The sequence below is a fragment of the Streptomyces sp. NPDC026417 genome, assembly GCF_055567695.1.
This window is the reverse complement of the sequence record NZ_JBVHPY010000028.1, coordinates 65,496-90,256: the sequence shown is the minus strand read 5'-3', so window position 1 is coordinate 90,256 and position 24,761 is coordinate 65,496. Positions and strand designations below refer to the sequence as shown.

The following is a 24,761-nucleotide window of genomic DNA, read 5'->3' as shown; positions in this document are numbered from 1 at the left end:
TCTGGGGTTTTGTTTGTTTGGGGGGGGGGGAGGGGGGGGGGGGGGGGGGGGGGGGGGGGGGGGGGACCCCCCCCCCCCCCCCCCCCCCCCTGCCCCGTATCCGCACGGTCGGGGACACCTCCGGCGGGGAGGCACGGCGCCCGGCCCCTGCGCCGACGGCCCCCGGAGGGGTGTGTGCCCGAAGCGCCGGCCGCGGGGGGACTCTCCCGGCGTGCCCGATGCTCGACGACGTGTGTGAGCCGGACGGCCGGTCGGCCACCCAGGGACCCGTCGAGCAGGCCTGCCGCGCCTGCCGCGCCTGCCGGCGTGGCGACCCGGCCCGGGGCGGAGCCCCGCCGGGGGCGTTCGTGTGGGGCGGTGCCACGGGGGAACCCGGACAGCCGCTCCGACCGGGCCCCGCCCCCGGGTGCTTCGGCCGGGCGGCGCCACCGACGGAGCCGCATCGCTCCGGAACCGCACGAGAGGACTCGCGACGTGACGGACTCACCCGGAAAGAAGATCGTCGTCACCGGGGCCACCGGCAACGTGGGCACCAGCGTGGTGCGGCTGCTGAGCGAGGATCCCGGGGTCGGATCCGTGGTGGGGCTCGCGCGCCGGGTCCCGGACTGGTCGCCGCCCCGCACCACGTGGAAGGCCGTGGACCTGGCGGAGGACACCGACCCGGTCGAGCTGTTCCGCGGCGCGGACGCCGTGATCCACCTCGCCTGGAAGTTCCAGCCCGCCCGGAACCCGGCGGTCACCTGGCGCACCAACGTCCTGGGCAGCGCCCGGGTCTTCGAGGCCGTCGCCGAGGCGGGTGTCCCGGCGCTGATCCACGCCTCCTCCGTCGGTGCCTACTCACCCGGCCCCGACGGCCGCGCCGTCGACGAGTCCTGGCCCACGCACGGCTGGCCCGGAGCCGCCTACACCCGGGAGAAGGCCTACCTGGAGCGCGTCCTCGACACCTTCGAACGGGAACACCCCGGGACGCGCGTCGTGCGGATGAGGCCGGCATTCCTGTTCAAGCGGGAGTCGGCCAGTGAGCAGCGGCGCATCTTCGGCGGGCGCTTCCTGCCGGGGCCCGCGCTGAAGCCCGAGGCACTGCCGGTCGTCCCGGACATCCCGGGGCTGCGCTTCCAGGCCCTGCACACCGACGACGCGGCGGAGGCCTACCGCCTCGCGGCTCTCGGCGACGTGCGGGGCCCCTTCAACATCGCCGCCGACCCGCCGCTGGACGCCGGCGTCCTCGCGGAACTCTTCCACGCCAGGACCGTGCGCCTGCCGAGCGCGGTGGCCCGTGCCGGGCTCGCGGCGGCCTGGGCCCTGCACCTGCTGCCGGCGTCGCCGCAGCTGTTCGACGCCGTCCTGCGGGCCCCCCTGCTGGACTGCACGCGCGCCCGTACCGAGCTCGGCTGGCAGCCGCGGCACACCGCCGTCGAGGCGCTGGAGGAGCTGCTGGAGGGCATGCGGAGCGGTGCGGGAGCGGACACGGCCCCGCTGCAGGGACACACCGTGGGCTGACGTGTGGGGCGCGCGCTCCTGGGCACTCACGAGCCGGCGCGTGCGCCGCGCTTCCCCCCAGCAGGAAAGGCAGTACCCATGAGTGACAACGGGCGGCAGCAGAACCCCGTCGACCAGCACCCGCGGCCCGACTTCCCGCAACAAGACCAGCAGCACCCCGGGTGGACCGGCCCCATGGACCCGCCGCCGGACCACGGCGAGGAGTCCTACCGGGGCAGCGGCCTGCTGACGGACCGCAAGGCACTTCTGACCGGCGGGGACTCCGGCATCGGCCGGGCCGTGGCCCTCGCCTACGCCCGCGAGGGTGCGGACGTCCTGTTCACCCACCTGCCCGAGGAGGCCGACGAGGCCCGGGAGACCGCGCGGCTGGTGGAGGACGCCGGACGCAAGGCGATCGCGGTGCCCTGCGACATCCGCGAGGAGGAGCAGTGCCGCCGCCTGGTCGAGCGCGCCGTCGCGGAATTCGGCCGGATCGACATCCTGGTCAACAACGCCGCGTACCAGATGTCCCAGCCGGACGGCATCTCCGCGATCTCCACGGAGCAGTTCGACCGGGTGGTGCGCACGAACCTGTACGGCATGTTCTGGCTGTGCAAGCTGGCCCTGCCGCACATCCCCGAGGGCGGCTCGATCATCAACTCCACGTCCGTCCAGGCCTACAAGCCGAGCCCGCACCTCCTCGACTACGCCATGACCAAGGGCGCGATCGTGACGTTCACCCAGGGCCTCGCGCAGATGGTCGCCGGCGACGGCGTCCGCGTGAACGCGGTGGCCCCGGGCCCCGTCTGGACACCGCTGATCCCCGCGACGATGCCCGACACGGCCGAGTTCGGGAAGCAGGCCCCGCTGGGACGGCCCGCCCAGCCCGCCGAGATGGCCCCCGCGTACGTCTTCCTCGCCTCGCAGCAGGCGAGCTTCATCACCGCGGAGATCATGAACGCCACGGGCGGGACGCCGCTGCCCTGACCGGGCGACGGACGGCCCGGCTCACGGGGCCGGACCACCTGGCGGGCAGCGCGTACGACCCCGGCCGGGTACCCGAAACGCTTGCCGAACACGACGGACGACGAGGCCGGGCGGGCCGAGACGCCGGCCGGGCACGACCACGAGGACAGGAGCACGGTGGAACAGCGGGCGACCCGACAGACGTCCGGCAAGGAACGCCGCGTCGTCCTGCACACCCTGAAATGGGAACTGCGGGAGATCTCGCGTTCGGTGCACCGGGCCTTCACGGAGGCCGGCTCCGAACGCAACACCGCCGTACAGTCCCTCAAGGCGGCGGCGGCCGCGCTGCTGGCGTGGGCGGTGGCCGGCTGGTGGTGGGACGCGCCGATGGCGCTGCTGGCGCCCTGGACGGCGCTGTTCCTCATGCACAACACCGTCTACCGCTCCCTGCTGTCCGCGCTCCAGCAGCTCGTCGTGGTGCTGGTGGGCACCCTGCTGGCCGCCGGGGCGGGCGTGCTCACGCACAACGAGATGGCCGCGATGGCCCTGGCGCTGCCGGTCACCGTCCTCCTCGGCAACTACGCACGCTTCGGGTCCAACGGCCTCTACGCACCGACCGCCGCGCTGTTCGTCCTCGTCTACGGCTCCTACACCGGCGCCGACATCCTGCACCGGCTGCTGGAGACGCTGCTCGGCGCGGTCATCGGCATCGGTGTCAACGCCCTGGTCCTCCCGCCCGTCCACACCCGGCGCGTGACCCAGCTCCGCGAACAACTCCCGCGGTCCTGCGGCGACCTGCTGCACCATGTGGCCGACGAGCTGGCCGAGGAGTACGACCAGGAACACGCCCGCCACTGGTACGAGAGCGCGCAGCGCCTCACCGACAGGGTGACCGAGCTGCGCGAGGCACGGCGCTGGTCGGACGAGAGCTACCGGATCAACCCGGCGCGACGGCTGCGGCGGGTCCCGCCGGAACCCCCGGCCGCCTGGGACTTCGTCTGGGACCAGGTCACCGAGCATCTCGTGCGGACCATGCGCACGCTGGCCGAGGCCGCCGTCCGGCCCCCGCTCCCGGCCGAGGCACGCGACGCACTGGCGACACTGCTGCGCGCGGCGGGCGACGTCTGCCTGCTCGACGACCACCTCACGGACGGCGCACGGCACGACGACGGCCACCTCGCGGACGGCCCGCCGTACGGCGACGACCGGACCCACCGGTGCAGGCGCGCGCTGGCCCGCGCCTCCGCGGCGCACCGCCGTCTCACCGCCGCGACCGCGGACGGGCGCCGGGTGCTCACCCCGACCACGGGCGGGGTGCTCGCCGACACCCGGCGGCTCCTGTCGGCCCTGCTGCGCAGTGCGGACCCCGGTTCGGCCTTCGACGCGGTGGCCCCGGCGCGCGAGCACGTGGAACAGCAGCCCGCGGGCCGCTGAGTCGCGCCGTCCCGGCGGGTGAGCGGGCCTGCGTCCCGCGCTCCGGTGATCCGCGAGGATGTCCCGGTTCCCGTCGCGGGCCGGCGCGCGGGAGGCCCCGCGCAGGCCGCTGGGCCATCCGGGCACCGCGGCGCTTCGGCCGCGACGGGCTGGGAACCCGGGGCCCATGAACACGTACGCGGACGAGCAGAAGTCGTACTGGATCGAGACGGCGCCGGCCCCGGACCTGCCGTCCCTGGACGCGGACATCACCGTCGACGTCGCCGTGATCGGCGCGGGGATCGCGGGTCTCAGCACGGCCTGGGAACTGGCCCGCCGGGGCCGCAGCGTGGCGGTGCTGGAGGCCGACCGGATCGCCGCGGGCGTCACCGGCCACACCACCGCCAAACTCAGCGCGCTGCACACCCTCGTCTACGCACGGCTGCGGCGCATCCGGGGAGCCGATGCGGCCCGGCTGTACGCGCGTTCCCAGACGGACGCCATCAGGCACGCGGCGGAGGTCGTGGACGAACTCGGCATCGACTGCGAGTGGGAGGACACCGCCGCCTACACGTTCGCGCAGGACCCCTCGGGCGTCGACGAGCTGAAGGAGGAGGCCCGGGCGGCGCGGGAGGCCGGACTGCCCGCCGAGTACGTGACGGAGACGGGCCTGCCGTTCCCGGTCGCGGGCGCGGTCCGGGTCACGGAGCAGGCGCAGTTCCATCCCCGTAAATACCTCCTCGCACTCGCCGACGACCTGCGCCGCCGGGGCGCGGTGATCCACGAGCGGACCAGGGTCGTCGGACTCAAGGAGGGCGAGCCCTGTCAGGTCACCACCGAGAACGGGGCCGTGGTCACGGCGAGGGACGTCGTCGTCGCCACCCATTACCCGATCTTCGACCGGGCCCTGCTCTTCACCCGGCTCTCGCCGCGCCGCGAACTCGTCCTGACCGCACCGCTGTCGGCCGACCTCGATCCTGACGGCATGTTCATCACCAAGGAGCAGGGCACCCGCTCGCTGCGCACCGCCCCGTACCGGGAAGGGCAGCGGCTCCTGATCGTCACCGGCGAGCACTTCACGCCCGGCACCGCCGACGTCGAGGAGCGGTTCGGGCGGCTCGCCGCATGGGCCACCGGGCATTTCGGAGAGCTCTCCTTCACCCACCGCTGGGCCACCCAGGACAACGACTCCAGCGACTCCGTGCCGCTCGTCGGGCCGCTCCACGCGGGCAGCCGGCACGCGTACGTGGCCACCGGCTTCGGCGGCTGGGGCCTGAGCGGGGGCATCATGGCGGGCCGGCTGCTGGCGGCGCTGGTGAGCGGTGAGAAGTCGCCGTGGAGCGACCTCTACGACCCGAGGCGAGTGCTGTCGGCGGTGCGCGAGGCCCCGGCCTTCCTCAAGAACCAGGCGAAGGTCGCCCGCCACTTCGTCGGCGACCGGCTCTCCTCGGGGCCCGCGCACTCGGTGGACGACATCGCTCCCGGCGACGGGGCGGTCGTGCGCGTCGACGGCCGGCGGTGTGCGGTCTACCGCGACGACAGCGGACAGGTGCACGCCGTCTCCGCGCGCTGCACGCACCTCGGCTGCCTGGTGGCCTTCAACCGGGCGGAGCGGACCTGGGAATGCCCCTGCCACGGTTCGCGCTTCGGCACGGACGGCGAGATCGTCCAGGGTCCCGCCACCAGCCCGCTGGAACGACGGGACATCTGATCGCGTGTGCCGTTGCCGCCCGGCCTGGGGTGGTGGCGGTCCCCGCCGCGGCGGGGACCGAAGACGCGGAGGTCAGCGGGGGTCGGTGAGGAGTGGAGGTGGATTACTTGTTTGCTGCGGGGTACCCGGCACCCATGGATGCGACGGGATACGACCTGGCTGTTTTCAAGGACGCTGCGTTCGGCGTGATGGGCGCCTTCGTGGGCGGACTCATCATCGCCGGTGCGCTGATCTGGGCGGTCCGGCTCGGCATCAAGGTGCGGCGCCGCGAACCCGGGCCCCCGAAGCCCGAGGAGCAGCCGACGCTGCCGCCGACCGGTGCCGTCCGCGAGACCAGGGAGACCCGGGAGCCGGACGAGGTTCCCCGGGCCGCGGACGAGAGCGAGCGGCTGCGTCCGCAGCAGGTCCACCAGTCCGGAAGCAGGACCTCCGGCGATCAGGACCAGCCGCGGCCCCGCTGGGACTCCGGCTCCAGCGGTTCCTTCGGCAGCGGCGGTTCCGGCCGCACCTGACCCCGAGCTCCCGGCGCATGAGGGGGACACGTGGGGGGACTCGAACGGCACGGGGTTCGGAAGGGCAGCCCCGCTGAGCTCTCCGACGCCGCGAGGCGCGGAGGGCTCCGCCCTTTCCGGCCCGCACCGGCCGGTGGAGCGACGGCCCCCGTGCCGACGCCTTGCGGGGGCGCGCGGGCCGCACCCTCTGACCCGTCCCGGGATACGTGAACTCCGTTTCGCCCTTTTGTATACGCGAATGCCTCGCCGTATGCTGGGGCGATGGGCGGAGTACCGGAGACACACACAGGCTGGACCTTCCTCACCAACCACGCCCGCGTGCTGGCCGCGATCGCCGAGGATCACACCACCCGGATCCGCGACATCGCCGCCCGTTGCCGGCTCACCGAGCGCGCGGTCCAGAAGATCATTTCCGATCTGGAGCAGGACGGGTATCTCACGCACACCCGGCAGGGCCGCTCCAACGAGTACCGCATCGAGAAGGGGACCATCCTCAGGCACCCCGCGGAATCCGGTCTGGCGGTGGGGGATCTGCTGTCCCTCCTGGCCCGGCACGACCGCCGGCACACGGAGCAGCGGCCCCGGCAGGAGGCGGAACCCGAGCACACGCGCAGTCCGAAGGTCGACCACTGAGCCCACGGCGTGCGGGGCCGCCCGCCATGACGCGGGCGGCCCCGGGGAAGGGTCGGCCGGTTCCGCGGAACGCCCCCGTCGCCGCTCAGGCCGTCAGGTGCGCCACCACCGACTCCATCGCGCGGCGCACGGCCTCGCGTGACTCCTCGACGGCGTCCAGGCTCTCGAAGCCGTGGCGGGCCCGCGGTACGTCGATCACCTCCACCGCCGCCCCGCAGTCCTCGGCCGCCACGAGGAACTCCTCGACGGTGGCGGCGATCTCCGGTGCCTCCAGTCCCACACGGGTCAGTACGAGCGGCAGGGCGCCCGCGCCCGCCACCGCCTTCGCCGGGTGGAAACGGCTGTCGTCCAGGCCCCAGTTGGGCAGCGGCACCAGTACCGGGTAGGTGGCCGCCAGGCAGCGCAGCCACGAAGGGGGCGCATCCAGCCACTCCGCCGTGAGCGGGCCGCCGCCCGAGAAGAACCAGAGCGCGATCCGGTCCGCGTCGACGCGCGGATCGGCCCGGACCACCTCCACGGCGGCGGCCACGTCCGCGGCGGCGCGCGCGTAGTCGTCCACGCTGTGCAGCCGGTGGTCGAGCGTCACTCCCACCACACCCCGGTCCGCCGCGTGGCGGGCGTATCCCGTCATGGTCGGCCAGTCCCTGGGGGTCGGCCGGGCCCCGGCGGGCACCGGGCCCCCGTGCACGAAGACCACCGCCGGACGCGGGCCCTCGGCCGAGGGCAGGTACAGGTCGACGTTCTCCCGCCGCTCGCGCGGGAGTTCGGGCACGTCCAGCAGGAACGGCCGCAGATGGGCGGGCGGTTCGGCCGGGCCGGGTGCCTTCAGCCGGTGGCCCTCGCCGGCCGCCGCCGAGAGCAGGACCTCCGCGAGTGCCCCGGGGCACGACAGCATCGGCCAGTGTCCGGTGGGAAGTTCGAAGAAGGTGACACGCGGATCGGTGAGCGTCCGCAGGGCGGGGTCGCCCAGGTCCACCTGGATCTGCACCAACTCGATGCTCACGCCGTTGCCGGTGCAGAGCACGCCGGTACTGGGCACCGCGGCGACCGCACCGGTCAGCCGCAGCGGTTGGAGCAGGGTGCCCAGCGGCTGCGGGGCGGCGAGGGCGGTCAGCCGGTCCAGCGCCGCGTCGGGGACACCCGCGGTGCTGCCCCAGGACTGCCACCCGTCGCGGGACGGCGGAGGCAGCGCCCCGTGGGCGGCCTGGGCCGCACCGCCCGGCGCGTGCCCGGCCAGCCGCCTCCGCAGCGACTGGTCGGGCACCGCGGCCAGGGCCGGGTCGCCGTCCTGCGGCATCCCCGCGTCCAGGTGCACGATCCGGGCGATGCGGCCGGCCCGCCGGTCGGCCGCGGCCCTCACCGGATGGATGCCGTAGTCGTGACCGACCAGCACGATGTCCGGGTCGCCCGCCGTCGCACCGGCCGCGTCGATCACCTGGAGCACGTCCGCGACATGCGTCTCCAGATCGACGGCGGCGTCCGCGGCGGCCCGGGGGCCGTCCAGTCCGGTGAGGGCGACCGCGTGCACCTCGGCGCCCGCCGCGGCCAGCCGCGCGCCGGTCTCCTCCCACACGTGCGCGCCGGTGAACATGCCCGGCACCAGAACGAAAACGGTCATGGTCCGCTCCCTCGTACGTCGTCGTCCGCGACCCGTCCCGATCACCCGGCCGCGCTCGCCGGTACGGTAGGAACTCCCCCTGAGGGAGGTTCAAGTGTTCTCGTCGCACGACGGTCTGTGCAGCATCGGTGAACTCGCCGAGCAGGCGGGCGTCACCGTCAAGACCGTTCGCTTCTACTCGGACCGCGGGCTGCTTCCCGAGGCCTCCCGCAGCTCCGGCGGACACCGCCGGTACGGCCCGGACGCACTCGCCCGGCTGCGTCTGATCCGCTCCCTGCGCTCCTTCGACCTGCCGCTGCCCGAGGTGCGCCGCATCCTCGACGAGGAGGAGGGGGCCGGTGCGCCGGGCGGGGTCCTGGAGGACGCCGTCGCCGGGCAGCTGCGCGAACTCGGTTCCCGGCTCAGGGAGTTGCGCTGGCGGGAGGCGGCGCTGCGGCTGGTGCAGGAATGCCCTCCCGGTGAGCGGTCCGAACGGCTCCTCCTGGTCGGAGCCATGGCGGTCCCGCCGAGCACGGCTCCGCTGGCCCGGTTCTGGCGGGCGTGGCTGCCGCCGCGGATGCCGGCCCGGTCGACGGCCGCGTTCCTGGAGGTGGCCGTGCCGCAGCCGCCCGAGGATCCCGAACCGGCCCAGGTCCTCGCCTTCGCCCGGCTGAACGCCCTGACGCTCGGGCCGTGCCCGGGCGGGGAACGGCCCCAGCCGGAGGCGCACCGGAGCGCCGGTGTCCGCGGGGCGGCGGTGCTGTACGCGGGGCTCGCCGAGGCGTACGAGCTGGCGGGCGTGCAGCTGCGGCGGGACCGGGCACCGCACCCGGGCGAGGCACTGGACGGTTTCGTGGCCGCGTACGTCAGCGCCTACGGCGCCCGCGACACCCCGGACTTCCGGCGCCTACTGGCTCGGCAGCTGGCGGCCGATCCGCGCATCGACCGGTACTGGGAGCTGGTGGCCGAGGTGATCACCCCGCCGGGCGGCCGGACGGAGCCCACCCCCGGCTCCGCGCACGACTGGCTGCTCGCGGCGCTGGAGGCGCAGACCCGCGTCGCGGCGGCCTGAGAACCACGACCGCCGGGGCACGGCACCGGGCACTCGCGGGCACGGGGCCGGGCGAGAGGCGACGGCACCGCCCCGCCGGGCCGTCAGCCGAGGACGAACGGGAGTCGCGCGGCCGTTTCGCCCAGCGCCGCCCGCTCCGCGGCGGTCGGCGCGCGCCGTCCGGTGCCCACCAGCAGGGCGTCCTCGTCGGTGAACGCCGCCGGGAAGTCCGTCCCGGCGATCGCTTCCAGCATCGCGCGCGACCGGGCGAGCCCCTCCGCCGGCGGTCCCGGCACGTGCCGCAGGTGCGCGACCAGGTCGAGGTGGTGCAGCGTCCACTCCAGGACGTACGCCGAGAGGTAGTCGGCGGCCGTGAGGACCTGCCCGCGGGTGCCCACCCGGAGCTCCGGGTCGGCCAGTGCGGCGGCACGGCCGGCTGCGGAGCCGACGTCGTCGAGGTGGAACCTCAGCAGCCACGCTTCCTCGTAGGCGGCCGCCAGCCGGACGGTCAGCGCGTCGAGCGGATCGTCCCCGGCCGGTGGTGTACCGGTGACCTCCCAGTACGACAGGGCGTCGCGGGTCGGCTCCGTCACGGCGGGTGTCGCCAGGGTGATCAGGACGTCCTGGGCGTCGATCACCAGATGGCACACCAGGTCCCGTACGAGCCAGCCGGTGCAGCCCGAGGGCCGGGCGAAGTCCTCGTCCGGAAGGGCGGCGACCGCCGCGCGCAGCGCTGTCCACGTGAGCGAGAAGAGATCCACGTCGGCACGGTAGTGCCTGGGCGGAGGGGCGCGCGGGGGCGCCTGTTGCCCTCCGGTGACATTCGGGACGGATCCGTAGCGCGGGTGCGGGGCAACGATCGGGCGCCCTGGCGGGTCGTACGGGGCGTGGTGGTCGGCCGGAGGCATTCTTCGGAGGGACCGCACACGCCTGATGACGAACCATCAACTGGGGGAGACATGAACATCCGCACCCGTGGCACGCGGCTCGTCCTGGCCGCTCTGGCGGTCGGCGCCGTGGTGACCGCGACCGCCGTCCCGGCGAGCGCCGCCGTCCGGTCCGCGTCCGGCACACCCCGCTTCCTGTCGCCCGGCGAGCTGCCGCCGCATCCGTCGTCCGCCTGGTACGCGGGGGACGTGACCGCCGGTCAGCCGGACCCGCTGCCGATCTGCGTCGGGGAGGCGCTGCCGTCGATCGCGAGCCACCGCACCTACTGGACCGACTACGACACCAACGCGCTGCAGGTCACCGTCACGGAGCGCAGCGAGAAGCGGGCCAAGGACTTCGCGGCCCTGCTGCGCAAGGGTCTCGACGGCTGTGCCGAGCAGCTGATGGAGCAGGACCCCGAGGTGACGGCGACGCAGAAGTACTACGGCAAGCTGAAGGTGGAGGAGGGAGCCCACGTCTACGGGGTCCACACCGAGACCTCCTGGGGTGCCTCCGACATCAGTCTGTTCTCGGTCGGCCGGGACGGCACCACGGTGACGCTGGTGAAGTGGTCGCAGATGGGCACCTTCAAGCAGGCCCAGGTGAAGGACTTCAAGAAGACGACCGTCAGGGCCGTCAACAAGCTCTACTGAGCACGGGCCCGGCACGGACGGGTGCGGGACGGGCCCGGACGCGCGGCGCACCCCGCCCGCGTCCGGGCCCGATCCGTGATTCCCAGGAATGCCCCGGCCGGGTCCGGGTACGCGACGGGGGTTGCGCCCCGGGGCGATCTTGTCCCGGGTGGCCCGTCCGTACTACCTGGGAATCAGCCATGGAGACACCCTCGAACGACCACACCGGACCCGTGGAGGACTACGCCGCGGCCCCCGTGCCCGCGACTCCGGCGCAGGAGGCGCTGGACACCCTCGCCCGCAATACCCAGGACGTGGTGGCGCTGGACACGCTGGCCGGGAGCGACGTCCTCGTCCCCGTACCCGACGACGCCGCCGAGGAGGACGCGGTCGACCCCTCGGCCGTGGCCCTGCCCGTGCTGGACCAGCCGGGTGGTGAGCAGGTGGTCCCGGTGTTCACCTCCGAAGTGGAGATGGCCGGCCTGCTTCCCTCCGTCTCGCGCTACCGTCTCGTGCCGCTGGGAGCACTCGCCTCGCAGTGGCCCACCAGCGATCTGTCGCTCACCATCGACGCCAGTTCGCCGCACGGTCTGACCCTCACCTCCGAGGGCGTCCGCACCCTTCTGGCCCGGCCGCGGGCGTAACCGCCGCGCGCCGTCCGGGCCCGGCCGCCGTCCAGGAGGGGAGTGGCCGGGCCCGTCCCACATGCTCCTCGTGGCGGCCGCCGCGCGAGGGAACCGTCAGGCGTCCAGCGTGCGGGCGAGCGCGGCCCGTTGCAGGGGGAGCGCCTCGGCGTGCAGGTCGCGGCCCTTGGCGGTGAGGGCGACCCACACTCCGCGCCGGTCCTCCTGGCAGACGGTGCGCTCGACCAGCCCCTCCTTCTCCAGCCGGCCGATCAGACGCGACAGCGCGCTCTGGCTCAGATGGACCCGGCCCGCGATGTTCTGCACGCGGCACTGCTCACCCGCGTCCGCCGCGGCGCCGGTGGCGAGGATGTCCAGTACCTCGAAGTCGCTGGCACCGAGGCCGTGCGGATGCAGGGCACGGTCGATCTCGCACATGGTGCGCGCGTGCACCGACAGGATGTCCCGCCACTGCTCTTCAAGGCGGGCGCCGGACGTCTTGGCTGCCATATATGCACGGTAACAGACATCCGGCCATTCATTGACCACGCAACTACTGCAGGTGCATGGAGTCCGCGCCCCGGCCCGCCCTCATGGACGCGCCCGTGCCGGACTAGGAACCGGCGGGGTCCTGGAGCAGGCCGATCAGGTTGCCGTCCGCGTCCTTCACGAAGGCGATCAGCCTGCCGCCGCCGACGTCCTGGACGTCCTGGAGCGTCTGGGCCCCCGCGTCGAGGAGCGCCGCGAGCGAGGCCTTGACGTCCGCCACCTTCCAGTACGGCACCGGGCCCGTCATGCCCTTGGCGTGGCCGCCCGGATCCAGCCCGATCTCCTGCCCGGCCGCCCGGAAGCCGACGTAGTAGGGCTCGTCCACGTACGGGTCCACGCCCAGCAGGGCACGGAAGAGGGCCTTGCCCTGCGCGAGGTCCTTGACGGGATAGATGACGGTCGTGAGGCCGGCGGTCATGGCGTACTCCTCCGAGATCGCTGAGAGCCGGCCTTCCCGCGCCGGCCCCTCCACGCTAGAACGGGGGAGGGCGGACCGCTTCTCCGATCCTGACCGGTCGTCGTTCCGCTCTCACGTCGACTCGCGCCGCACCAGCTCCGTCGGCAGGATCACCGCGGCCGGGTCCTGCTCGCCCTCGACCCGGGCGAGCAGGACCCGCACCATCTCGGCGCTGATCCGGTCCCGGGGCTGGCGGATGGCTGGTGAGGGCGGGCGAGGCCGAGGTGGCCGCGGGGGAGTCGTCGAAACCGCCGACCCCCAGGTCCTGCGGGACCCGGCGCCCCGCCTTGTGCGGGGCCGCGAGCACCCCCTGCGCCATCGGACCGGAGGCGACGAAGACCCCGTCCATGTCCGGCGCGAGGGCCAGCAGCCGTTCGGGCCCCGCCTCGCCGCTCGCCCGGACCCCAAGGGCCCGGCGTCCGGCAACGGCTATGAGAACCAGGCGCTCTTCGACTGCGAAGACGGGGCCCTTCCGGCCATGTCGTGGTTCCGCCGCCGCTGAGCGCGCCGGAGGGCCCGGCTGCCGCGGCAGCCGGGCCCGTGAGCGCGAACGGGTCCGCGAAGGCTGCCCCGGTGGCTGTTTCTGCCCGTTCGGCCTCCGCCAAAGGACCGAAGGGCCCTGCGCGCCGCCGCCGGACGCGGGACAGTGGCCGGAGAAGCCGCGACGGAGGGGGACGAGATGCTGAAGGTACCCGCCGGTGAAGACCGCCTGGACATCCTGGAGTGGATGAAGGATCCCGCCGGGGTCCGTCCGCGCCGCCCGCTCCGCGACCGGGACGTGGAAGCCGTCAGCCCCGCCTCCGTCGCCGCCGCACTCGGCATGAGCCTGCCCGTGGCGAGAGCGCACCTCGAACTCCTCGCCCGGCTGGGGCTCCTGCGCACCGAGCGGAGAGCGGGACGTACGGTCTACCGGCGCGACGAGTACCGCATCGCCGAGGTCAAGCACCTCTTCGAGAAGGGCTGGTAGCCGCTGCCCCCGCCGGACACCCGGTGAGGGCACCACCCGTACCCCGCCCCACGACCGACCGGAGACACTCATGGCCCCGTCGCCCGACCACCGGCACCCCGCCGCGCTCACGCCTCGCCGTTACGTCGGGATCGGCGGCCGGGGACCCGAGGACGTGGTCGCCGACGGCCGCGGCCGGGTGCTCACCGGCGACGAGCACGGCCGCATCCTGCGCCTGGACGGCCTCGCCGGGCCCGGTCCGGCGCGCATCGAGACGCTCGCCGAGACCGGTGGCAGGCCGCTGGGCCTGGAACTGCTCCCGGACGGCGGCCTGTTGGTCTGCGACGCCCGCAGGGGACTGCTCAGGGTCGGCCTGGAGGACGGGGCCGTACGCGTCCTGGCGGACTCGGTGGCCGGCGAGCCGCTCCGGTTCTGCAGCAACGCGGTCGCTCTCTCCGACGGAACCGTCTACTTCACCGTCTCCAGTCGGCACCACCCGCTGGAGCACTGGATCGGCGACCTCGTCGAACACACCGGATCCGGCCGTCTGCTGCGCCTCGCGCCGGGCGACAAGGAACCCGAAGTCGTCCTGGAAGGGCTCCAGTTCGCCAACGGGCTCGCCCCGGCGGCCGACGAGTCGTTCCTCGTCGTCGCCGAGACCGGGGCCGCCCGCCTCGTCCGTCACCGGCTCACCGGACCGGAGGCCGGGCGGACGGAGACCTTCGTCGGCGACCTTCCCGGGCAGCCCGACAACATCTGGCGCGGCCCTGACGGCCTCATCTGGGTGGCGCTGGCCGGACCCCGGGTCGGCGCCCTGGAACTCCTGCACCGGCGCGGCCCCGCCGTACGGCGCGCGGCGGCCCGGGTGGCGGTGCACGCCCCCTTCCGCCCGACCGGGTTCGCCGCGGTCCTGGCCGTCGACGACGACGGACGGACCGTGCACCACCTGGAGCGCCGCCACTCCCGTTTCCGCATGGTGACCAGCGTGTGCGAGGCCGACGGCCTGCTCGTCCTCGGCAGCCTCTGGGAGAAGGGCGTCGCGGTCTGCGAAGCGCCGTCTGCCGGGCGCTGACCCGCGTGCGCGGGCGGCACACCCGGAGTTACGCTGTTCACCGGCCGTGATCTTGTCCGCGGTGCGGCGGTGGGGCCCGCCCCGCCCGGACCGCGGCGGGGGTGCCGCCGACGGTCCCTCCCCGGCGAGGTCGTGCGCCCGGTCCGCCGGCGCCCGGCGAGGAGGAGTCGTACGTCCATGACAGTGCCCCATCCCGAGCGGACGGACGTGCCCGCCTCCCCCTCCGGGCCCGCCGGTCCGGACGTCGTCCTGCCCCGGCCCGCCCGTCGCTCCTCCTGGCGTGAGCAGTCCCCGATCGTGGCGGTGGTCGCCCTCGGCGGCGGCATCGGCGCGACCGCCCGGTACGGTGCCTCCCTGCTGTGGCCCGCGCAGCACGGCGGCTTCCCCTGGACCACGTTCGGCGTCAATGTGGCCGGCTGCGCCGTGATCGGCGTCTTCATGGTGGTGATCACCGAGGTGTGGGCGGCCCACCGTCTGGTGCGCCCGTTCTTCGGCACCGGGGTACTGGGTGGCTTCACCACCTTCTCGACGTACGCCGTCGACATCCAGCGGCTGGTCGACACGGGACACGCCCCGACGGGCATGGCCTACCTCGCCGCGACCCTCTGCGCGGCGCTCGCGGCGGTGTGGCTCGCGGTGGCCGCGACGCGCCGTGCCCTGGCGAGGGGGCGGCGATGACGAGGCTGACGGGCAGCGCCCTGCGGGTGACGATCCTGATCGGCGAGAACGACACCTGGCACCGCAGACCGCTCTACACGGAGATCGTGCACCGCGCCCGGGCCGCCGGTCTCGCGGGCGCGAGCGTCTTCCGGGGCATCGAGGGCTACGGCGCCTCCTCCCTGATCCACACGACCAGGCTGCTCTCCCTGAGCGAGGACCTGCCGGTCGCGATCGTGATCGTGGACACCGCGGAGCGCGTACGCGCCTTCCTGCCGCAACTGGACGAACTGGTCACCGAGGGGCTCGTGATCCTCGACGACTGCGAGGTCATCCGGTACGCGGGCCGCGGGGGCGAGCCGGGCGAAACGGGCGGGGAAGGTAAGAGGTCGTTGTGAACTGGCTGCTCGTCGTCGCCGGCGCCGTGGTCGGCGCACCGCTGCGCTATCTGACGGACCGCGCGGTGCAGTCCCGGCACGACAGCGTCTTCCCCTGGGGCACCTTCGCGGTGAACGTCGTCGGCTGCCTCGTCCTCGGCCTGCTGACCGGCGCCGCCGCCGCGGGCGCCGCGACCTCGCACCTCCAGCTGCTGCTCGGCACCGGGCTGTGCGGCGCGCTCACCACGTACTCGACGTTCTCCTACGAGACGCTGCGGCTGGCCGAGGGCGGTGCCCGGTTCCACGCGGCGGCCAACGTCGTCGCGAGCGTGGCGGCGGGGCTCGGTGCGGCGTTCGCCGGGGCCGCCCTGGCCGAGGCGTGGTGGGGATAGGGCCTGTCCGGCCGTTCGGCGATGGTCGGGGAGGGGCGCGTCCGTGTAGTAAGACTGTGCCCGCCGCACTCCTTCCCTGAGCAGAACGGGATCCCATGAGCGTCATCAGCGTCGGTCAGGCCGTCGTCCTCGGAGCCGTCGAGGGGGTGACCGAGTTCCTGCCCGTCTCCTCGACCGGCCATCTGAAGATCACCGAGGGGCTGATGGGGATTCCCGTGGACGACGACGCCGTCGTCGGTTTCTCGGCGGTCATCCAGGTGGGTGCGATCGCCGCCGTGCTCGTGTACTTCTTCAAGGACATCGTCCGGATCGTCTCCGCCTGGGGCCGCGGACTGCGCGACCCGGAGGCGCGCCACTCCCACGACTACAAGTTCGCCTGGTGGGTCATCTGCGCCACGGTGCCGATCGTGGTCGTGGGTCTGGCGGCCAAGCCGCTCATCGAGGGACCGCTCGCCTCGCTGTGGGTGGTCGCGGCCTCCCTGATCGCGGGCAGCGGTGTCATGTGGGCGGCGGACCGGCTGGGCCGGCACAAGCGCGGCGAGGACGACACCTCGTTCAAGGACGCCATGCTGGTCGGCAGTTCGCAGATCCTCGCCCTGCTCTTCCCCGGCTTCTCGCGCTCCGGCGCCACGATGTCGACCGCGCTGCTGCTCGACCTGGACCGGGTGGCGGCCACCCGGCTCTCCTTCTTCCTCGGCATCCCGGCCCTCACCGGCGCCGGCCTGTACGAGCTCAAGGACGCGCTCGGCACGGGGGTGGGCGCCGCTCCGCTGGCGGCCGGCACGACCGTCTCGTTCGTCGTGGCGTACGGCTCCATCGCCTGGCTGCTGAAGTACGTCGCCAAGCACTCGTTCAACGCCTTCGTCGTCTACCGGATCGCCGTCGGCGTCCTGCTGCTCGGACTGCTCGGAGCGGGCGTCCTCTGACGCGCGGGACGAGCCCGCCGGGCACGCGCGCGGCACAATGGCGATCATGCCCGTGCCCTCGTCGTCCCTCATGTTCCAGCCGGTGCTGGAACGCATCGCCACCGAGATCGCGCAGCGGCCCGGCCGCGGGCGGCCCGCCGACTACATCCCGGCGCTGGCGGCCTGCGACCCGCGCCGGTTCGGGATGGCCGTCGCGGAACTGGACGGCACGGTGTACGGCGTGGGGGACTGGCGGCGGCCGTTCTCGACGCAGTCCATCACGAAGGTCTTCACGCTGGCGCTCGACCTGGCCCGCGAGGGCGACGAACTGTGGGAGCACGTCGGCCGCGAGCCCTCCGGCAACCCGTTCAACTCCCTGGTGCAGCTGGAGTACGAGAACGGCATCCCCCGCAACCCGTTCATCAACGCGGGCGCCCTCGTCGTCACCGACCGGCTGCAGACCCAGACCGGTGACGCGGCGGACGCGCTGCTGGAGTTCCTGCGCGCCGAGAGCGGCAACCGCGAGCTGACCTTCGACGCGGGCGTCGCCGCCTCAGAGGCCGCGCACGGTGACCGGAACGCGGCCCTCGGGCACTTCATGGCGTCGTACGGCAACATCGGCAACCCGGTGCCGGTGCTCCTGGACCAGTACTTCCGGCAGTGCTCCGTCGAGGCGTCGTGCGCGGACCTCGCCCTGGCGACCGGTTTCCTCGCCCGTCACGGGGTGTGCGCCGACGGCTCCCGGCTGCTCAGCCGCAGCCAGGCCAAGCAGGTGAACGCGGTGATGCTGACCTGCGGCACGTACGACGCGGCCGGGGACTTCGCCTACCGTGTCGGGCTGCCCGGCAAGAGCGGTGTCGGCGGCGGCATCATCGCCGTCGTGCCGGGGCGCTGCACGCTGTGCGTGTGGAGCCCCGGACTCGACGAACGGGGCAACTCGGTGGCCGGGGTCGCGGCCCTCGACCGGTTCACCACGCTGACGGGGCTGTCGGTGTTCTGAGCACGGCGGCGCCCCCGGCCCCGGCCCTCGGTCCCGTGGAGCCGCCGGGGGTTCAGCCGCGTGTGAGCCGGTTGCGCCCGACCCGCAGGGCCAGGGCCACCGCGCCCGCGCCGACAGCGGCCGCACCCGCGATCGCTCCCGTCTCCGACCAGTCGGCGCCGCTCTCCTCGGCGGGGGCGGGCGGCAGCGCGGCGGGCCCGGCCTGCGCGGCCGCCGACGAGGACGGCGACGGGGCGGCGGGCTCGGTCTGCGACGGCAGGAGGGAACCGACCGGAGTGACCCGGCCGGCGGCTGCGAAGCCCCAGTCGAGCAGTGAGCGGGCCTCCTCGTACACGGCGAAGGACGTGCCCGACTGAGGGTTCATCACGGTGACGACCAGGGTGCGCCCGCCCCGGTGTGCGGCGGCCACGAGCGTGCTGCCGGCATGGCTGGTGTAGCCGTTCTTCACACCGATCAGACCCGGGTACGGTGCCACGCCGTCCGCGCCGGTGAGCAGCCGGTTGGTGTTCTGGATGTCGTACGCCCACCCGCCGGCCGGGAACTTCGCCCGCACGGTGGCGCAGTACCGGGCGAAGTCCGGGTTGCGCAGCCCGGCCCGGCCGAACACCGCGAGGTCGTAGGCGGACGACACCTGGCCGGGGGTGTCGTATCCGTCGGGGGAGACGACGCGCGTGTCGAGTGCGCCGAGGGCGCGGGCCCTGGCCTGCATCTGCGCGGCGGTGGAGTGCCAGCCGCCGTTCATCGCGGCCAGGACGTGCACGGCGTCGTTGCCGGAGTTGAGGAAGACGCCGCGCCACAGGTCGGCGACGCTGTAGGTGCGGCCCTCGGCGACCCCGACCCGGCTGCTGCCGTCGCCGATTCCCGCCAGTTCCGCCTCCTTGACGGTGTGCTGGACACCGCCGGGCAGCACGGGCAGCACGGTGAGGGCGAAGAGGGTCTTGAGGGTGCTGGCCGGGGGCAGCGGGCGGTGCGCGTCGTGTCCGGCGAGCACCTCGCCCGTGCCGGCGTCGGCCACCACCCACGACAGCGCGGAGACCCGGGGGAGTGCGGGTGCCCCGGAGCGGGGCAGGACCTGGGTTCCGGAGCGGTACAGCGACGGTGACGCGGCGGCCGTGGGTCTCGCCGCGCCCGGGTCCGTTCCGACGCGGGCGGCGGCGGGGCCCGGCGCAAGGGCCAGCACGCCGACCGCACAGAGGGCGGAGCACGAGACGGCGACGCGGGATGAGAATCCGTTGATCATATGATCAACGTAGAAATGGTTGCGCCGTCGGCCGGGGTGTCAGGGCCGAGCGGCGCGGATCCAGCACCCGGATGCCGCATGTGCGGGGGTGTCAGGCGGCGGGCAGGGTGGGCTGGATCTGCCGCAGGAAGGCCGCGTTGCCGGGGGTGGCCCGCAGCCGCTCCAGGAGCGTTTCGAGGTTCGTCTGGCCGTCCCGGGTCTGCAGGGCGCGGCGCAGTCCGCGTACGGCCGCCAACTCGGGTCCGGCGAGGAGGAGTTCCTCGCGCCGGGTGCCGGACGGGGCGATGTCGACGGCCGGGAAGACGCGCCGTGAGGCCAGGGTCCTGTCCAGGCGGAGTTCCATGTTTCCGGTGCCCTTCAGCTCCTCGAAGAAGAAGTCGTCGGCACGGGAGCCGGTCTCCACCAGGGCCGTGGCGAGGATGGTGAGCGAGCCCCCCTCCTCGGCCAGGCGCGCGGCGCCGAAGAGCTGCTTGGGGCCCTGCAGCGCGGATGCGTCGACACCGCCGCTGAGGGTGCGGCCGCCGCCGGCGGCGGCGTTGTTGTGCGCCCGGCACAGCCGGGTGAGGGAGTCCAGCAGGATGACGACGTCCTGCCCCGCCTCGACAAGCCGCTTCGCCCGCTCGACGACGAGCTCGGCGAGCGCGATGTGCTGCTTCGGCGTCCGGTCGAAGGTCGAGGCGAAGACCTCGCCGCGTACCGAGCGCCGCATGTCGGTGACCTCCTCGGGCCGTTCGTCGAGCAGCACCACCATCAGATGGCACTCGGGGTGGTTGCCGGCGACGGCCGCGGCGATCTGCTGGAGCAGCACGGTCTTGCCGGTCTTGGGCGGGGCCACGATGAGGCCCCGCTGACCCTTGCCGACGGGGGCCAGGAGGTCGATCACGCGTCCGGACAGGGCGCTCGCGGGATGTTCCAGGCGCAGTCGCTCCTGCGGGTGCAGCGGGGTGAGGTCGCGGAAGTGCGGTCGGCGGCCCAGGGTTTGCGGTGTGCTGCCGTTGACGAGCAGCACGTCGGTGAGGGTGCGGGCGCCGCCGCGCAGGCCCTCGACGGTGTCGCCCTTGCGCAGGCCGTGCCGGCGGATCAGCGCGGCGGGGACCTGTACGTCGGACGGTGTGGGTTCGCAGCTCGCGGGGCGCAGATACCCCTGCCCGTTGTGCGCGATGTCGAGGACACCGGAGGCCGGGGCCGGGAGCTGCTTCCTCACCGGGGGGTGTTCGAGTGTGGTGGTCATGCGAGGTCCTTTCCAGGACGGTTCATGAAGACATGAGGGAGGGGGAGGGGCCGTGAGGCGGAGTTGTTCACGCCTCGTGCGGCGGGGAGGCGCCACCGGGTGTGCGGCGGACGGACGACGGACGAAGAGGACGTCCGTGGCCGAGCTCAGGTGTGCTGCCGAGAAGCCGGGACCGCCGGTCCACGGAGGACGGGCGCCACAGCTGGAGGAGAGAGATTCTGCACCGGCACCCCGAGAAGGGGGCGTACACGAGTGCTGAAGGCAAGGTACCACACAACGGTGCGCGAGTGCGGAAGTGACTCGGTCCCGCCGGGTGCCCCTGGGTCTCTTCGCAGGTCGGGGCCGGTATCGGCGGTCGAGTCGGCTTCCCGGCGGGGAGCGGGGACGGCCCCACGCGGGGACGCCTCGGGCCGCGGTCACGACGGCCTGCGGTCGTGGGCGGGGTGCCGCCGCAGCGACGCCTCGGTGGCGACACCGCGCGAACCGGAGTCTGTCGCGTCCTCCGCCGCGGGCGCCGGCCGCGGCAGCGGTAGGGGTCGCGGCCGGCGCACGTCTTCGTCGGCCACCGGCGGTCCGTCATCGTGTGCGTCCCGGCGAGGGCGGTGCCGGGCCGGGCGGGCGTCCGACGACCCGCTGCGCAGGCCGCCCCGAGCGGGCAGAATCAGCGCTCACACCGCTCAACTCGGCGCGTCAGTCAGGAGAATCAGGTGGAGACCACGTCCGGCGTGCCGCACACCATGGACTCGGCCGGCGGCTGCCCGCACGCGGCCAACGCACGGCTGCTGGCGCAGGGCCCGGTGGCGCAGGTCGTCCTGCCCGGCGGGGTCGAGGGCATGGCCGTGCTCGGACACGAAGCGCTGAAGGAATTCCTCGCCCACCCCGATGTGGCCAAGAGCGCCCGGCACTTCACCGCCCTGCGGGAGGGGCGGATAGCCGACGGCTGGCCCCTGACGACCTTCGCCACCGTCCCCGGCATGACGACCGCCGACGGTGCGGACCACCGTCGTCTCCGGTCCCTCGTCAGCAAGGCGTTCACCCCGCGCAGGGTCGAGGAACTGCGCCCGAGAATCGCGGAGTTGACCGCCCGACTGCTCGGCGACCTGCAGGCGGCGGCGGAGGCGGACGGCGGAGTCGCCGACCTGCGACGGCACTTCGCGATGCCGCTGCCGATGGGCGTGATCGGTGAACTCCTCGGTGTCGACAGCGAGTTCCGCGACACCCTGCACCACCTGTCGAACCAGGTCGTGGCCACGGACATCGCACCGGAGGCGGTGGTCGCGGCGAACCGGGAGCTGGTGGACGTCCTGAGCGCGGTGGCGGCCGCCCGCGCCGAACGGCCCGGCGACGACCTCACCAGCGCCCTGATCGCCGCCCGTGACGAGGACGGCGACCGGCTCGGCCGGCAGGAACTCATCGGCACCCTGGTGCTGATGATCATCGCCGGGCACGAGACCACGCTGAACCTCGTCACCAACGCCGTGCGCGCGCTGTGCGGTCACCGGGACCAGCTGGAGGCGGTCCGCAAGGGGGCGGCGAGCTGGTCGGACGTCGTCGAGGAGACGCTCCGCTGGGACGCCCCGGTCAGCTACTTCCCGTTCCGCTACGCGGTACGGGACCTGACGGTCGACGGCACGTCCGTCCCCGCGGGCATCCCCGTCCTCGCCGGCTACTCGGCCGCCGGACGCGACCCCGCCGCGCACGGGGCGGACGCCGACCGGTTCGATGTCACCCGGCCCGGCCGGCCCGACGCCGTGCGCCCGCTCTCCCTCGGGCACGGAGCCCACTACTGCCTCGGTGCCCCGCTGGCACGGATGGAGGCGACCATCGCCCTGGAAGGTCTGTTCACCCGCTTCCCGGACCTCGATCTCGCCGTGCCCGAAGGGGACCTGCCGCGCTCCGCCAGCTTCGTCGGCAACAGCGTGCGCGTCCTGCCCGTACGGATCTGAACAACTCGCCGACGCGAGTGTCGATTCGACGCCGGCCCGTTCGTCGGTGGGGTGTCAGCACCCCGCGAGCCCCTGGAGGAACCATGAAGTACATGCTGCTGGTCTGCGGCGACGAGACCGCAGACGCCTCGGGCATGGCACCCGTCGAACCCTGGGTCGAGGAGCACGGCGCCGAACGCGGTGTCCGGCTGCACGGCCACCGGCTCCGGGCGCCCGCCGACGCGGTCACCGTACGGGTGCGCGACGGCGAGGTGCTGCGCACCGACGGGCCCTTCGCCGAGACCAAGGAGTACATCGCCGGATACGACGTCCTCGACTGCGACAGCCTGGAGGAGGCCGTGCGGGTGGCCGCGGGGCACCCCGTGGCGGCCCTCGGCGCCCTGGAGGTGCGGGCGTTCTGGGAGGACGAGGACGCCGAGGGGGAGATCCGCCGGATCGACGCGGAACTCACCCACGCGGCACGCGAGCGGGACGTCGAGCGGGCGATGGCCTGCTACGCGCCCGACGTCGAGGTGTTCCACCCCATGAGCGGCAGGGAGCAGCGTGGCGTCGACGCTCTCCGCAAGGCCGAGGAGTGGTGGTTCTCGACCGTCGCCGGGCCGGTGGAGCGCGAGGTGCTGGAGTTCCGCGTCCGGGTCGACGAGAGCATCGCGTTCAGCCATGCCCTGGTCCGGATCCGCGCCACCCGGACCACCGGGGAGCCGCTGGACAGCCTGCTGCGGACGACCACCGGCTACCGGGCCGCCGGGGACCGCTGGCGGATCGTTCACCAGCACGCCTCGGTGCCGTTCGACGCGGGCAGCGGGGACCTCCCGTCGTGAAGTACGTGCTGTTCCTCTGCGCTCCCGCCGGAGGTGAGGAGCCCGGCCCCGTCCCGGTCGCCGAGAGCCTCGCCCGTGCTTCCTGCGGGGCGGGGGCCGGGGTGTGGCTGAGACCGGCCGCCGACGCCACCACGGTCCGCGTCCACGGGGACGAGGTGCTGCTCGGCGACGGGCCCTTCGCGGCCTGCGAGGAGTACGTCGCGGGGCTGGGCCTGATCGAGGCGGCCGACCTCGACGAGGCCGTCGCGGCCGCCGCCCGCTGCCATGCGGCGGTGGGCGGGAGCGCGGTGGAGGTGCGGCCGGTCTGGGAGTGAACCATGTGGAGGAGGCGGTCGAGGCCGCCTTCCGCGCGGAGTGGGGCCAGGTCGTCGCGACCCTGATCCGGGTGACCGGCGACTGGGACCTCGCCGAGGAGTGCGCACAGGACGCCTTCGCGCAGGCACTGCACCGGTGGCGCAGCGACGGCGTGCCGGTGCGCCCCGGCGCCTGGCTGACCACGACGGCACGCAACCGTGCCCTGGACGTGCTGCGCCGGGAGGCGGTGGGGGCACGGAAGCTGCGGGAGGTGGCGGTGCGGACGCAGGACCAGGGGCCCCGGGACCCCGACGACGACGAGGGAGTGCCCGACGACCGGCTGCGGCTGATCTTCACCTGCTGCCATCCGGCGCTGCCCGTCGAGGCGCGGGTGGCGTTGACGCTGCGCACCCTGGCCGGGCTGACCACGGCCGAGATCGCCCACGCCTTCCTGGTCCCCGAGGCGACCATGGCGCAACGCCTCGTGCGCGCCAAACGCAAGATCCGCAACGCCGGCATCCCCTACCGGGTTCCGCCGGCGCATCTGCTGCCGGAGCGGACCACGGGCGTCCTCGGCGTGCTGTACCTGCTCTTCAACGAGGGGTACGCCGCCACGTCCGGCGCCCGCCTGCTGCGTACCGATCTGTGCGCGGAGGCGATCCGCCTGGCCCGCGTCCTGGCCGGGCTGATGCCCGACGAGCCGGAGGTGCTCGGTCTGCTCGCACTGCTCCTGCTGCACGACGCCCGGCGCGGCACCCGGGTCGACGCGGCGGGGGATCTGGTGACCCTGGAGGACCAGGACCGCGGGGCCTGGGACCGGGCGGCGATCGAGGAGGGCGCGGCCCTGGCCGAGACCGCGCTGCGCCGCGGGCGGCCCGGTCCCTACCAGATCCAGGCGGCCATCGCCGCCTGCCACACCACCGCGGACACGGCGCAGGACACCGACTGGGCCGACATCGCGGCCCTGTACGCGGAGCTGGTGCGGCAAGTGCCCTCACCCGTGGTGCAGTTGAACCGGGCGGTGGCGGTGGGCATGTCCGAGGGCTCCGACAAGGGGCTGGCCCTGGTGGCGGAGCTGGAGGGAACGGGCGCGCTGGACGGCTACCACCTGCTCCCCGCCACCCGCGCGGACCTGCTGCGCCGCACCGGCCGGACGGCGGAGGCGGCACAGGCGTACGCCCGGGCCCTGGAACTGGCGGAGAACGAGGCCGAGCGCCGCTTCCTGGAGAAGCGGCTCCGGGAGTGCCTGCCTGCGTGAGGACGGCGCCCCCGGGGCGCACGGTGTGGCTCCGCGCTTCCGGAACCGGGCCGCAGGCCCTACCCGAAACCC

General features: G+C 73.9%; 26 protein-coding genes and 1 pseudogene. 20 read left to right on the top strand and 7 right to left on the bottom strand.

Annotation, left to right across the window (positions count from 1 at the left end; translation table 11 throughout):
• Positions 1-474: 474 nt before the first annotated feature.
• The 6 genes from ACZ4NT_RS33290 to ACZ4NT_RS33265 all read left to right on the top strand — a co-directional run bounded on the left by ACZ4NT_RS33290 (position 475) and on the right by ACZ4NT_RS33265 (position 6,714).
• Positions 475-1,500 (top strand): SDR family oxidoreductase, encoded by a 1,026-nt coding sequence (locus ACZ4NT_RS33290; RefSeq protein WP_467728776.1) that lies wholly within the window; start codon positions 475-477, stop codon positions 1,498-1,500.
• A 78-nt stretch (positions 1,501-1,578) separates the two neighbouring features.
• Complete coding sequence (locus ACZ4NT_RS33285; protein WP_121408311.1) at positions 1,579-2,466, top strand: SDR family oxidoreductase; 888 nt, start codon at positions 1,579-1,581, stop codon at positions 2,464-2,466.
• 81 nt (positions 2,467-2,547) lie between these two features.
• Complete coding sequence (locus ACZ4NT_RS33280; protein ID WP_467728774.1) at positions 2,548-3,879, top strand: FUSC family protein; 1,332 nt, start codon at positions 2,548-2,550, stop codon at positions 3,877-3,879.
• 166 nt (positions 3,880-4,045) lie between these two features.
• The gene (locus ACZ4NT_RS33275) at positions 4,046-5,569 is read left to right on the top strand and encodes an FAD-dependent oxidoreductase (protein WP_121408310.1); all 1,524 of its coding nucleotides are present in this window, start codon (positions 4,046-4,048) and stop codon (positions 5,567-5,569) included.
• Between the two features lie 134 nt (positions 5,570-5,703).
• Positions 5,704-6,081, top strand: a complete 378-nt coding sequence (locus ACZ4NT_RS33270; RefSeq protein ID WP_121408309.1) for a DUF6479 family protein — start codon at positions 5,704-5,706, stop codon at positions 6,079-6,081.
• A gap of 261 nt (positions 6,082-6,342) precedes the next feature.
• Complete coding sequence (locus tag ACZ4NT_RS33265) at positions 6,343-6,714, top strand: winged helix-turn-helix domain-containing protein (protein ID WP_121408308.1); 372 nt, start codon at positions 6,343-6,345, stop codon at positions 6,712-6,714.
• Positions 6,715-6,799: 85 nt separating this feature from the next.
• Here ACZ4NT_RS33265 and ACZ4NT_RS33260 read toward each other — a convergent pair whose 3' ends face one another.
• Positions 6,800-8,332, bottom strand: a complete 1,533-nt coding sequence (locus ACZ4NT_RS33260) for an alpha/beta hydrolase family protein (RefSeq protein WP_467728771.1) — start codon at positions 8,330-8,332, stop codon at positions 6,800-6,802.
• Between the two features lie 94 nt (positions 8,333-8,426).
• Between ACZ4NT_RS33260 and ACZ4NT_RS33255 the strand changes: the two genes are divergently transcribed.
• Positions 8,427-9,383, top strand: a complete 957-nt coding sequence (locus ACZ4NT_RS33255; protein ID WP_121408306.1) for a MerR family transcriptional regulator — start codon at positions 8,427-8,429, stop codon at positions 9,381-9,383.
• 83 nt (positions 9,384-9,466) lie between these two features.
• Here the strand turns inward: ACZ4NT_RS33255 and ACZ4NT_RS33250 are convergent, their stop codons facing one another.
• Positions 9,467-10,123, bottom strand: coding sequence for a maleylpyruvate isomerase N-terminal domain-containing protein (locus ACZ4NT_RS33250; protein WP_467728768.1), 657 nt, complete (start codon positions 10,121-10,123; stop codon positions 9,467-9,469).
• A 198-nt stretch (positions 10,124-10,321) separates the two neighbouring features.
• Between ACZ4NT_RS33250 and ACZ4NT_RS33245 the strand changes: the two genes are divergently transcribed.
• Positions 10,322-10,942 (top strand): hypothetical protein, encoded by a 621-nt coding sequence (locus ACZ4NT_RS33245; RefSeq protein ID WP_121408304.1) that lies wholly within the window; start codon positions 10,322-10,324, stop codon positions 10,940-10,942.
• A gap of 179 nt (positions 10,943-11,121) precedes the next feature.
• Positions 11,122-11,565, top strand: coding sequence for an SseB family protein (locus ACZ4NT_RS33240; RefSeq protein WP_121408303.1), 444 nt, complete (start codon positions 11,122-11,124; stop codon positions 11,563-11,565).
• A gap of 96 nt (positions 11,566-11,661) precedes the next feature.
• Here ACZ4NT_RS33240 and ACZ4NT_RS33235 read toward each other — a convergent pair whose 3' ends face one another.
• From ACZ4NT_RS33235 to ACZ4NT_RS33225, 3 genes and pseudogenes are all read right to left on the bottom strand, one after another.
• Positions 11,662-12,054, bottom strand: coding sequence for a MarR family transcriptional regulator (locus ACZ4NT_RS33235; RefSeq protein ID WP_121408302.1), 393 nt, complete (start codon positions 12,052-12,054; stop codon positions 11,662-11,664).
• A gap of 103 nt (positions 12,055-12,157) precedes the next feature.
• Positions 12,158-12,511: a VOC family protein gene (locus ACZ4NT_RS33230; RefSeq protein WP_121408301.1), complete on the bottom strand. Its 354-nt coding sequence runs from the start codon at positions 12,509-12,511 to the stop codon at positions 12,158-12,160.
• Between the two features lie 111 nt (positions 12,512-12,622).
• A pseudogene (locus ACZ4NT_RS33225) lies at positions 12,623-12,950 on the bottom strand (substrate-binding domain-containing protein); the annotation flags it as partial.
• A gap of 279 nt (positions 12,951-13,229) precedes the next feature.
• Between ACZ4NT_RS33225 and ACZ4NT_RS33220 the strand changes: the two are divergent.
• The 7 genes from ACZ4NT_RS33220 to ACZ4NT_RS33190 all read left to right on the top strand — a co-directional run bounded on the left by ACZ4NT_RS33220 (position 13,230) and on the right by ACZ4NT_RS33190 (position 17,899).
• A complete protein-coding gene (locus ACZ4NT_RS33220; RefSeq protein ID WP_121408696.1) occupies positions 13,230-13,517 on the top strand; it encodes an ArsR family transcriptional regulator in 288 nt (95 codons plus the stop codon).
• A gap of 70 nt (positions 13,518-13,587) precedes the next feature.
• Complete coding sequence (locus ACZ4NT_RS33215; protein ID WP_121408300.1) at positions 13,588-14,568, top strand: SMP-30/gluconolactonase/LRE family protein; 981 nt, start codon at positions 13,588-13,590, stop codon at positions 14,566-14,568.
• A 177-nt stretch (positions 14,569-14,745) separates the two neighbouring features.
• Positions 14,746-15,246 carry a fluoride efflux transporter CrcB gene (gene crcB / locus ACZ4NT_RS33210; protein ID WP_121408299.1) on the top strand — a complete coding sequence of 167 codons (501 nt, stop codon included), beginning with the start codon at positions 14,746-14,748 and terminating at the stop codon, positions 15,244-15,246.
• Positions 15,243-15,623, top strand: coding sequence for a DUF190 domain-containing protein (locus ACZ4NT_RS33205; protein ID WP_121408298.1), 381 nt, complete (start codon positions 15,243-15,245; stop codon positions 15,621-15,623). The genes crcB (ACZ4NT_RS33210) and ACZ4NT_RS33205 overlap by 4 nt, the downstream gene beginning before the upstream one ends.
• Entirely contained in the window at positions 15,620-15,994 is a 375-nt protein-coding gene (gene crcB, locus ACZ4NT_RS33200) for a fluoride efflux transporter CrcB (protein ID WP_467728763.1), read from the top strand. The genes ACZ4NT_RS33205 and crcB (ACZ4NT_RS33200) overlap by 4 nt, the downstream gene beginning before the upstream one ends.
• A gap of 95 nt (positions 15,995-16,089) precedes the next feature.
• On the top strand, positions 16,090-16,920 hold the full coding sequence (locus tag ACZ4NT_RS33195; RefSeq protein WP_121408296.1) for an undecaprenyl-diphosphate phosphatase: 831 nt from the start codon (positions 16,090-16,092) through the stop codon (positions 16,918-16,920).
• 37 nt (positions 16,921-16,957) lie between these two features.
• Positions 16,958-17,899, top strand: coding sequence for a glutaminase (locus tag ACZ4NT_RS33190; protein ID WP_121408295.1), 942 nt, complete (start codon positions 16,958-16,960; stop codon positions 17,897-17,899).
• 52 nt (positions 17,900-17,951) lie between these two features.
• Here ACZ4NT_RS33190 and ACZ4NT_RS33185 read toward each other — a convergent pair whose 3' ends face one another.
• Both ACZ4NT_RS33185 and rho read right to left on the bottom strand, forming a co-directional pair.
• Positions 17,952-19,139: a D-alanyl-D-alanine carboxypeptidase family protein gene (locus ACZ4NT_RS33185; RefSeq protein WP_467728760.1), complete on the bottom strand. Its 1,188-nt coding sequence runs from the start codon at positions 19,137-19,139 to the stop codon at positions 17,952-17,954.
• 91 nt (positions 19,140-19,230) lie between these two features.
• A complete protein-coding gene (gene rho / locus ACZ4NT_RS33180) occupies positions 19,231-20,370 on the bottom strand; it encodes a transcription termination factor Rho (RefSeq protein ID WP_467728758.1) in 1,140 nt (379 codons plus the stop codon).
• A gap of 737 nt (positions 20,371-21,107) precedes the next feature.
• Between rho and ACZ4NT_RS33175 the strand changes: the two genes are divergently transcribed.
• The 4 genes from ACZ4NT_RS33175 (at position 21,108) to ACZ4NT_RS33160 (ending at position 24,689) form a co-directional block, all read left to right on the top strand.
• Positions 21,108-22,316 carry a cytochrome P450 family protein gene (locus ACZ4NT_RS33175; RefSeq protein WP_467728790.1) on the top strand — a complete coding sequence of 403 codons (1,209 nt, stop codon included), beginning with the start codon at positions 21,108-21,110 and terminating at the stop codon, positions 22,314-22,316.
• An 83-nt stretch (positions 22,317-22,399) separates the two neighbouring features.
• Positions 22,400-23,137: a nuclear transport factor 2 family protein gene (locus tag ACZ4NT_RS33170; protein WP_467728756.1), complete on the top strand. Its 738-nt coding sequence runs from the start codon at positions 22,400-22,402 to the stop codon at positions 23,135-23,137.
• Positions 23,134-23,451, top strand: a complete 318-nt coding sequence (locus tag ACZ4NT_RS33165) for a YciI family protein (RefSeq protein ID WP_121408290.1) — start codon at positions 23,134-23,136, stop codon at positions 23,449-23,451. The genes ACZ4NT_RS33170 and ACZ4NT_RS33165 overlap by 4 nt, the downstream gene beginning before the upstream one ends.
• A complete protein-coding gene (locus ACZ4NT_RS33160; RefSeq protein ID WP_467728788.1) occupies positions 23,442-24,689 on the top strand; it encodes an RNA polymerase sigma factor in 1,248 nt (415 codons plus the stop codon). The genes ACZ4NT_RS33165 and ACZ4NT_RS33160 overlap by 10 nt, the downstream gene beginning before the upstream one ends.
• Positions 24,690-24,761 lie beyond the last annotated feature (72 nt).

What these genes read in the sequence shown, in the direction of transcription:
- ACZ4NT_RS33195 (WP_121408296.1), top strand. Translation starts at nt 16,090, where the DNA reads ATGAGCGTCATCAGCGTCGGTCAGGCCGTCGTCCTCGGAGCCGTCGAG.
- ACZ4NT_RS33275 (WP_121408310.1), top strand. Translation starts at nt 4,046, where the DNA reads ATGAACACGTACGCGGACGAGCAGAAGTCGTACTGGATCGAGACGGCG.
- ACZ4NT_RS33245 (WP_121408304.1), top strand. Translation starts at nt 10,322, where the DNA reads ATGAACATCCGCACCCGTGGCACGCGGCTCGTCCTGGCCGCTCTGGCG.
- ACZ4NT_RS33270 (WP_121408309.1), top strand. Translation starts at nt 5,704, where the DNA reads ATGGATGCGACGGGATACGACCTGGCTGTTTTCAAGGACGCTGCGTTC.
- rho (WP_467728758.1), bottom strand. Translation starts at nt 20,370, where the DNA reads ATGACCACCACACTCGAACACCCCCCGGTGAGGAAGCAGCTCCCGGCC.
- ACZ4NT_RS33175 (WP_467728790.1), top strand. Translation starts at nt 21,108, where the DNA reads ATGGACTCGGCCGGCGGCTGCCCGCACGCGGCCAACGCACGGCTGCTG.
- ACZ4NT_RS33240 (WP_121408303.1), top strand. Translation starts at nt 11,122, where the DNA reads ATGGAGACACCCTCGAACGACCACACCGGACCCGTGGAGGACTACGCC.
- ACZ4NT_RS33235 (WP_121408302.1), bottom strand. Translation starts at nt 12,054, where the DNA reads ATGGCAGCCAAGACGTCCGGCGCCCGCCTTGAAGAGCAGTGGCGGGAC.
- ACZ4NT_RS33190 (WP_121408295.1), top strand. Translation starts at nt 16,958, where the DNA reads ATGGCGATCATGCCCGTGCCCTCGTCGTCCCTCATGTTCCAGCCGGTG.
- ACZ4NT_RS33170 (WP_467728756.1), top strand. Translation starts at nt 22,400, where the DNA reads ATGAAGTACATGCTGCTGGTCTGCGGCGACGAGACCGCAGACGCCTCG.
- ACZ4NT_RS33230 (WP_121408301.1), bottom strand. Translation starts at nt 12,511, where the DNA reads ATGACCGCCGGCCTCACGACCGTCATCTATCCCGTCAAGGACCTCGCG.
- crcB (WP_121408299.1), top strand. Translation starts at nt 14,746, where the DNA reads ATGACAGTGCCCCATCCCGAGCGGACGGACGTGCCCGCCTCCCCCTCC.
- ACZ4NT_RS33260 (WP_467728771.1), bottom strand. Translation starts at nt 8,332, where the DNA reads ATGACCGTTTTCGTTCTGGTGCCGGGCATGTTCACCGGCGCGCACGTG.
- ACZ4NT_RS33215 (WP_121408300.1), top strand. Translation starts at nt 13,588, where the DNA reads ATGGCCCCGTCGCCCGACCACCGGCACCCCGCCGCGCTCACGCCTCGC.
- ACZ4NT_RS33185 (WP_467728760.1), bottom strand. Translation starts at nt 19,139, where the DNA reads ATGATCAACGGATTCTCATCCCGCGTCGCCGTCTCGTGCTCCGCCCTC.
- ACZ4NT_RS33220 (WP_121408696.1), top strand. Translation starts at nt 13,230, where the DNA reads ATGCTGAAGGTACCCGCCGGTGAAGACCGCCTGGACATCCTGGAGTGG.
- ACZ4NT_RS33205 (WP_121408298.1), top strand. Translation starts at nt 15,243, where the DNA reads ATGACGAGGCTGACGGGCAGCGCCCTGCGGGTGACGATCCTGATCGGC.
- ACZ4NT_RS33285 (WP_121408311.1), top strand. Translation starts at nt 1,579, where the DNA reads ATGAGTGACAACGGGCGGCAGCAGAACCCCGTCGACCAGCACCCGCGG.
- ACZ4NT_RS33265 (WP_121408308.1), top strand. Translation starts at nt 6,343, where the DNA reads ATGGGCGGAGTACCGGAGACACACACAGGCTGGACCTTCCTCACCAAC.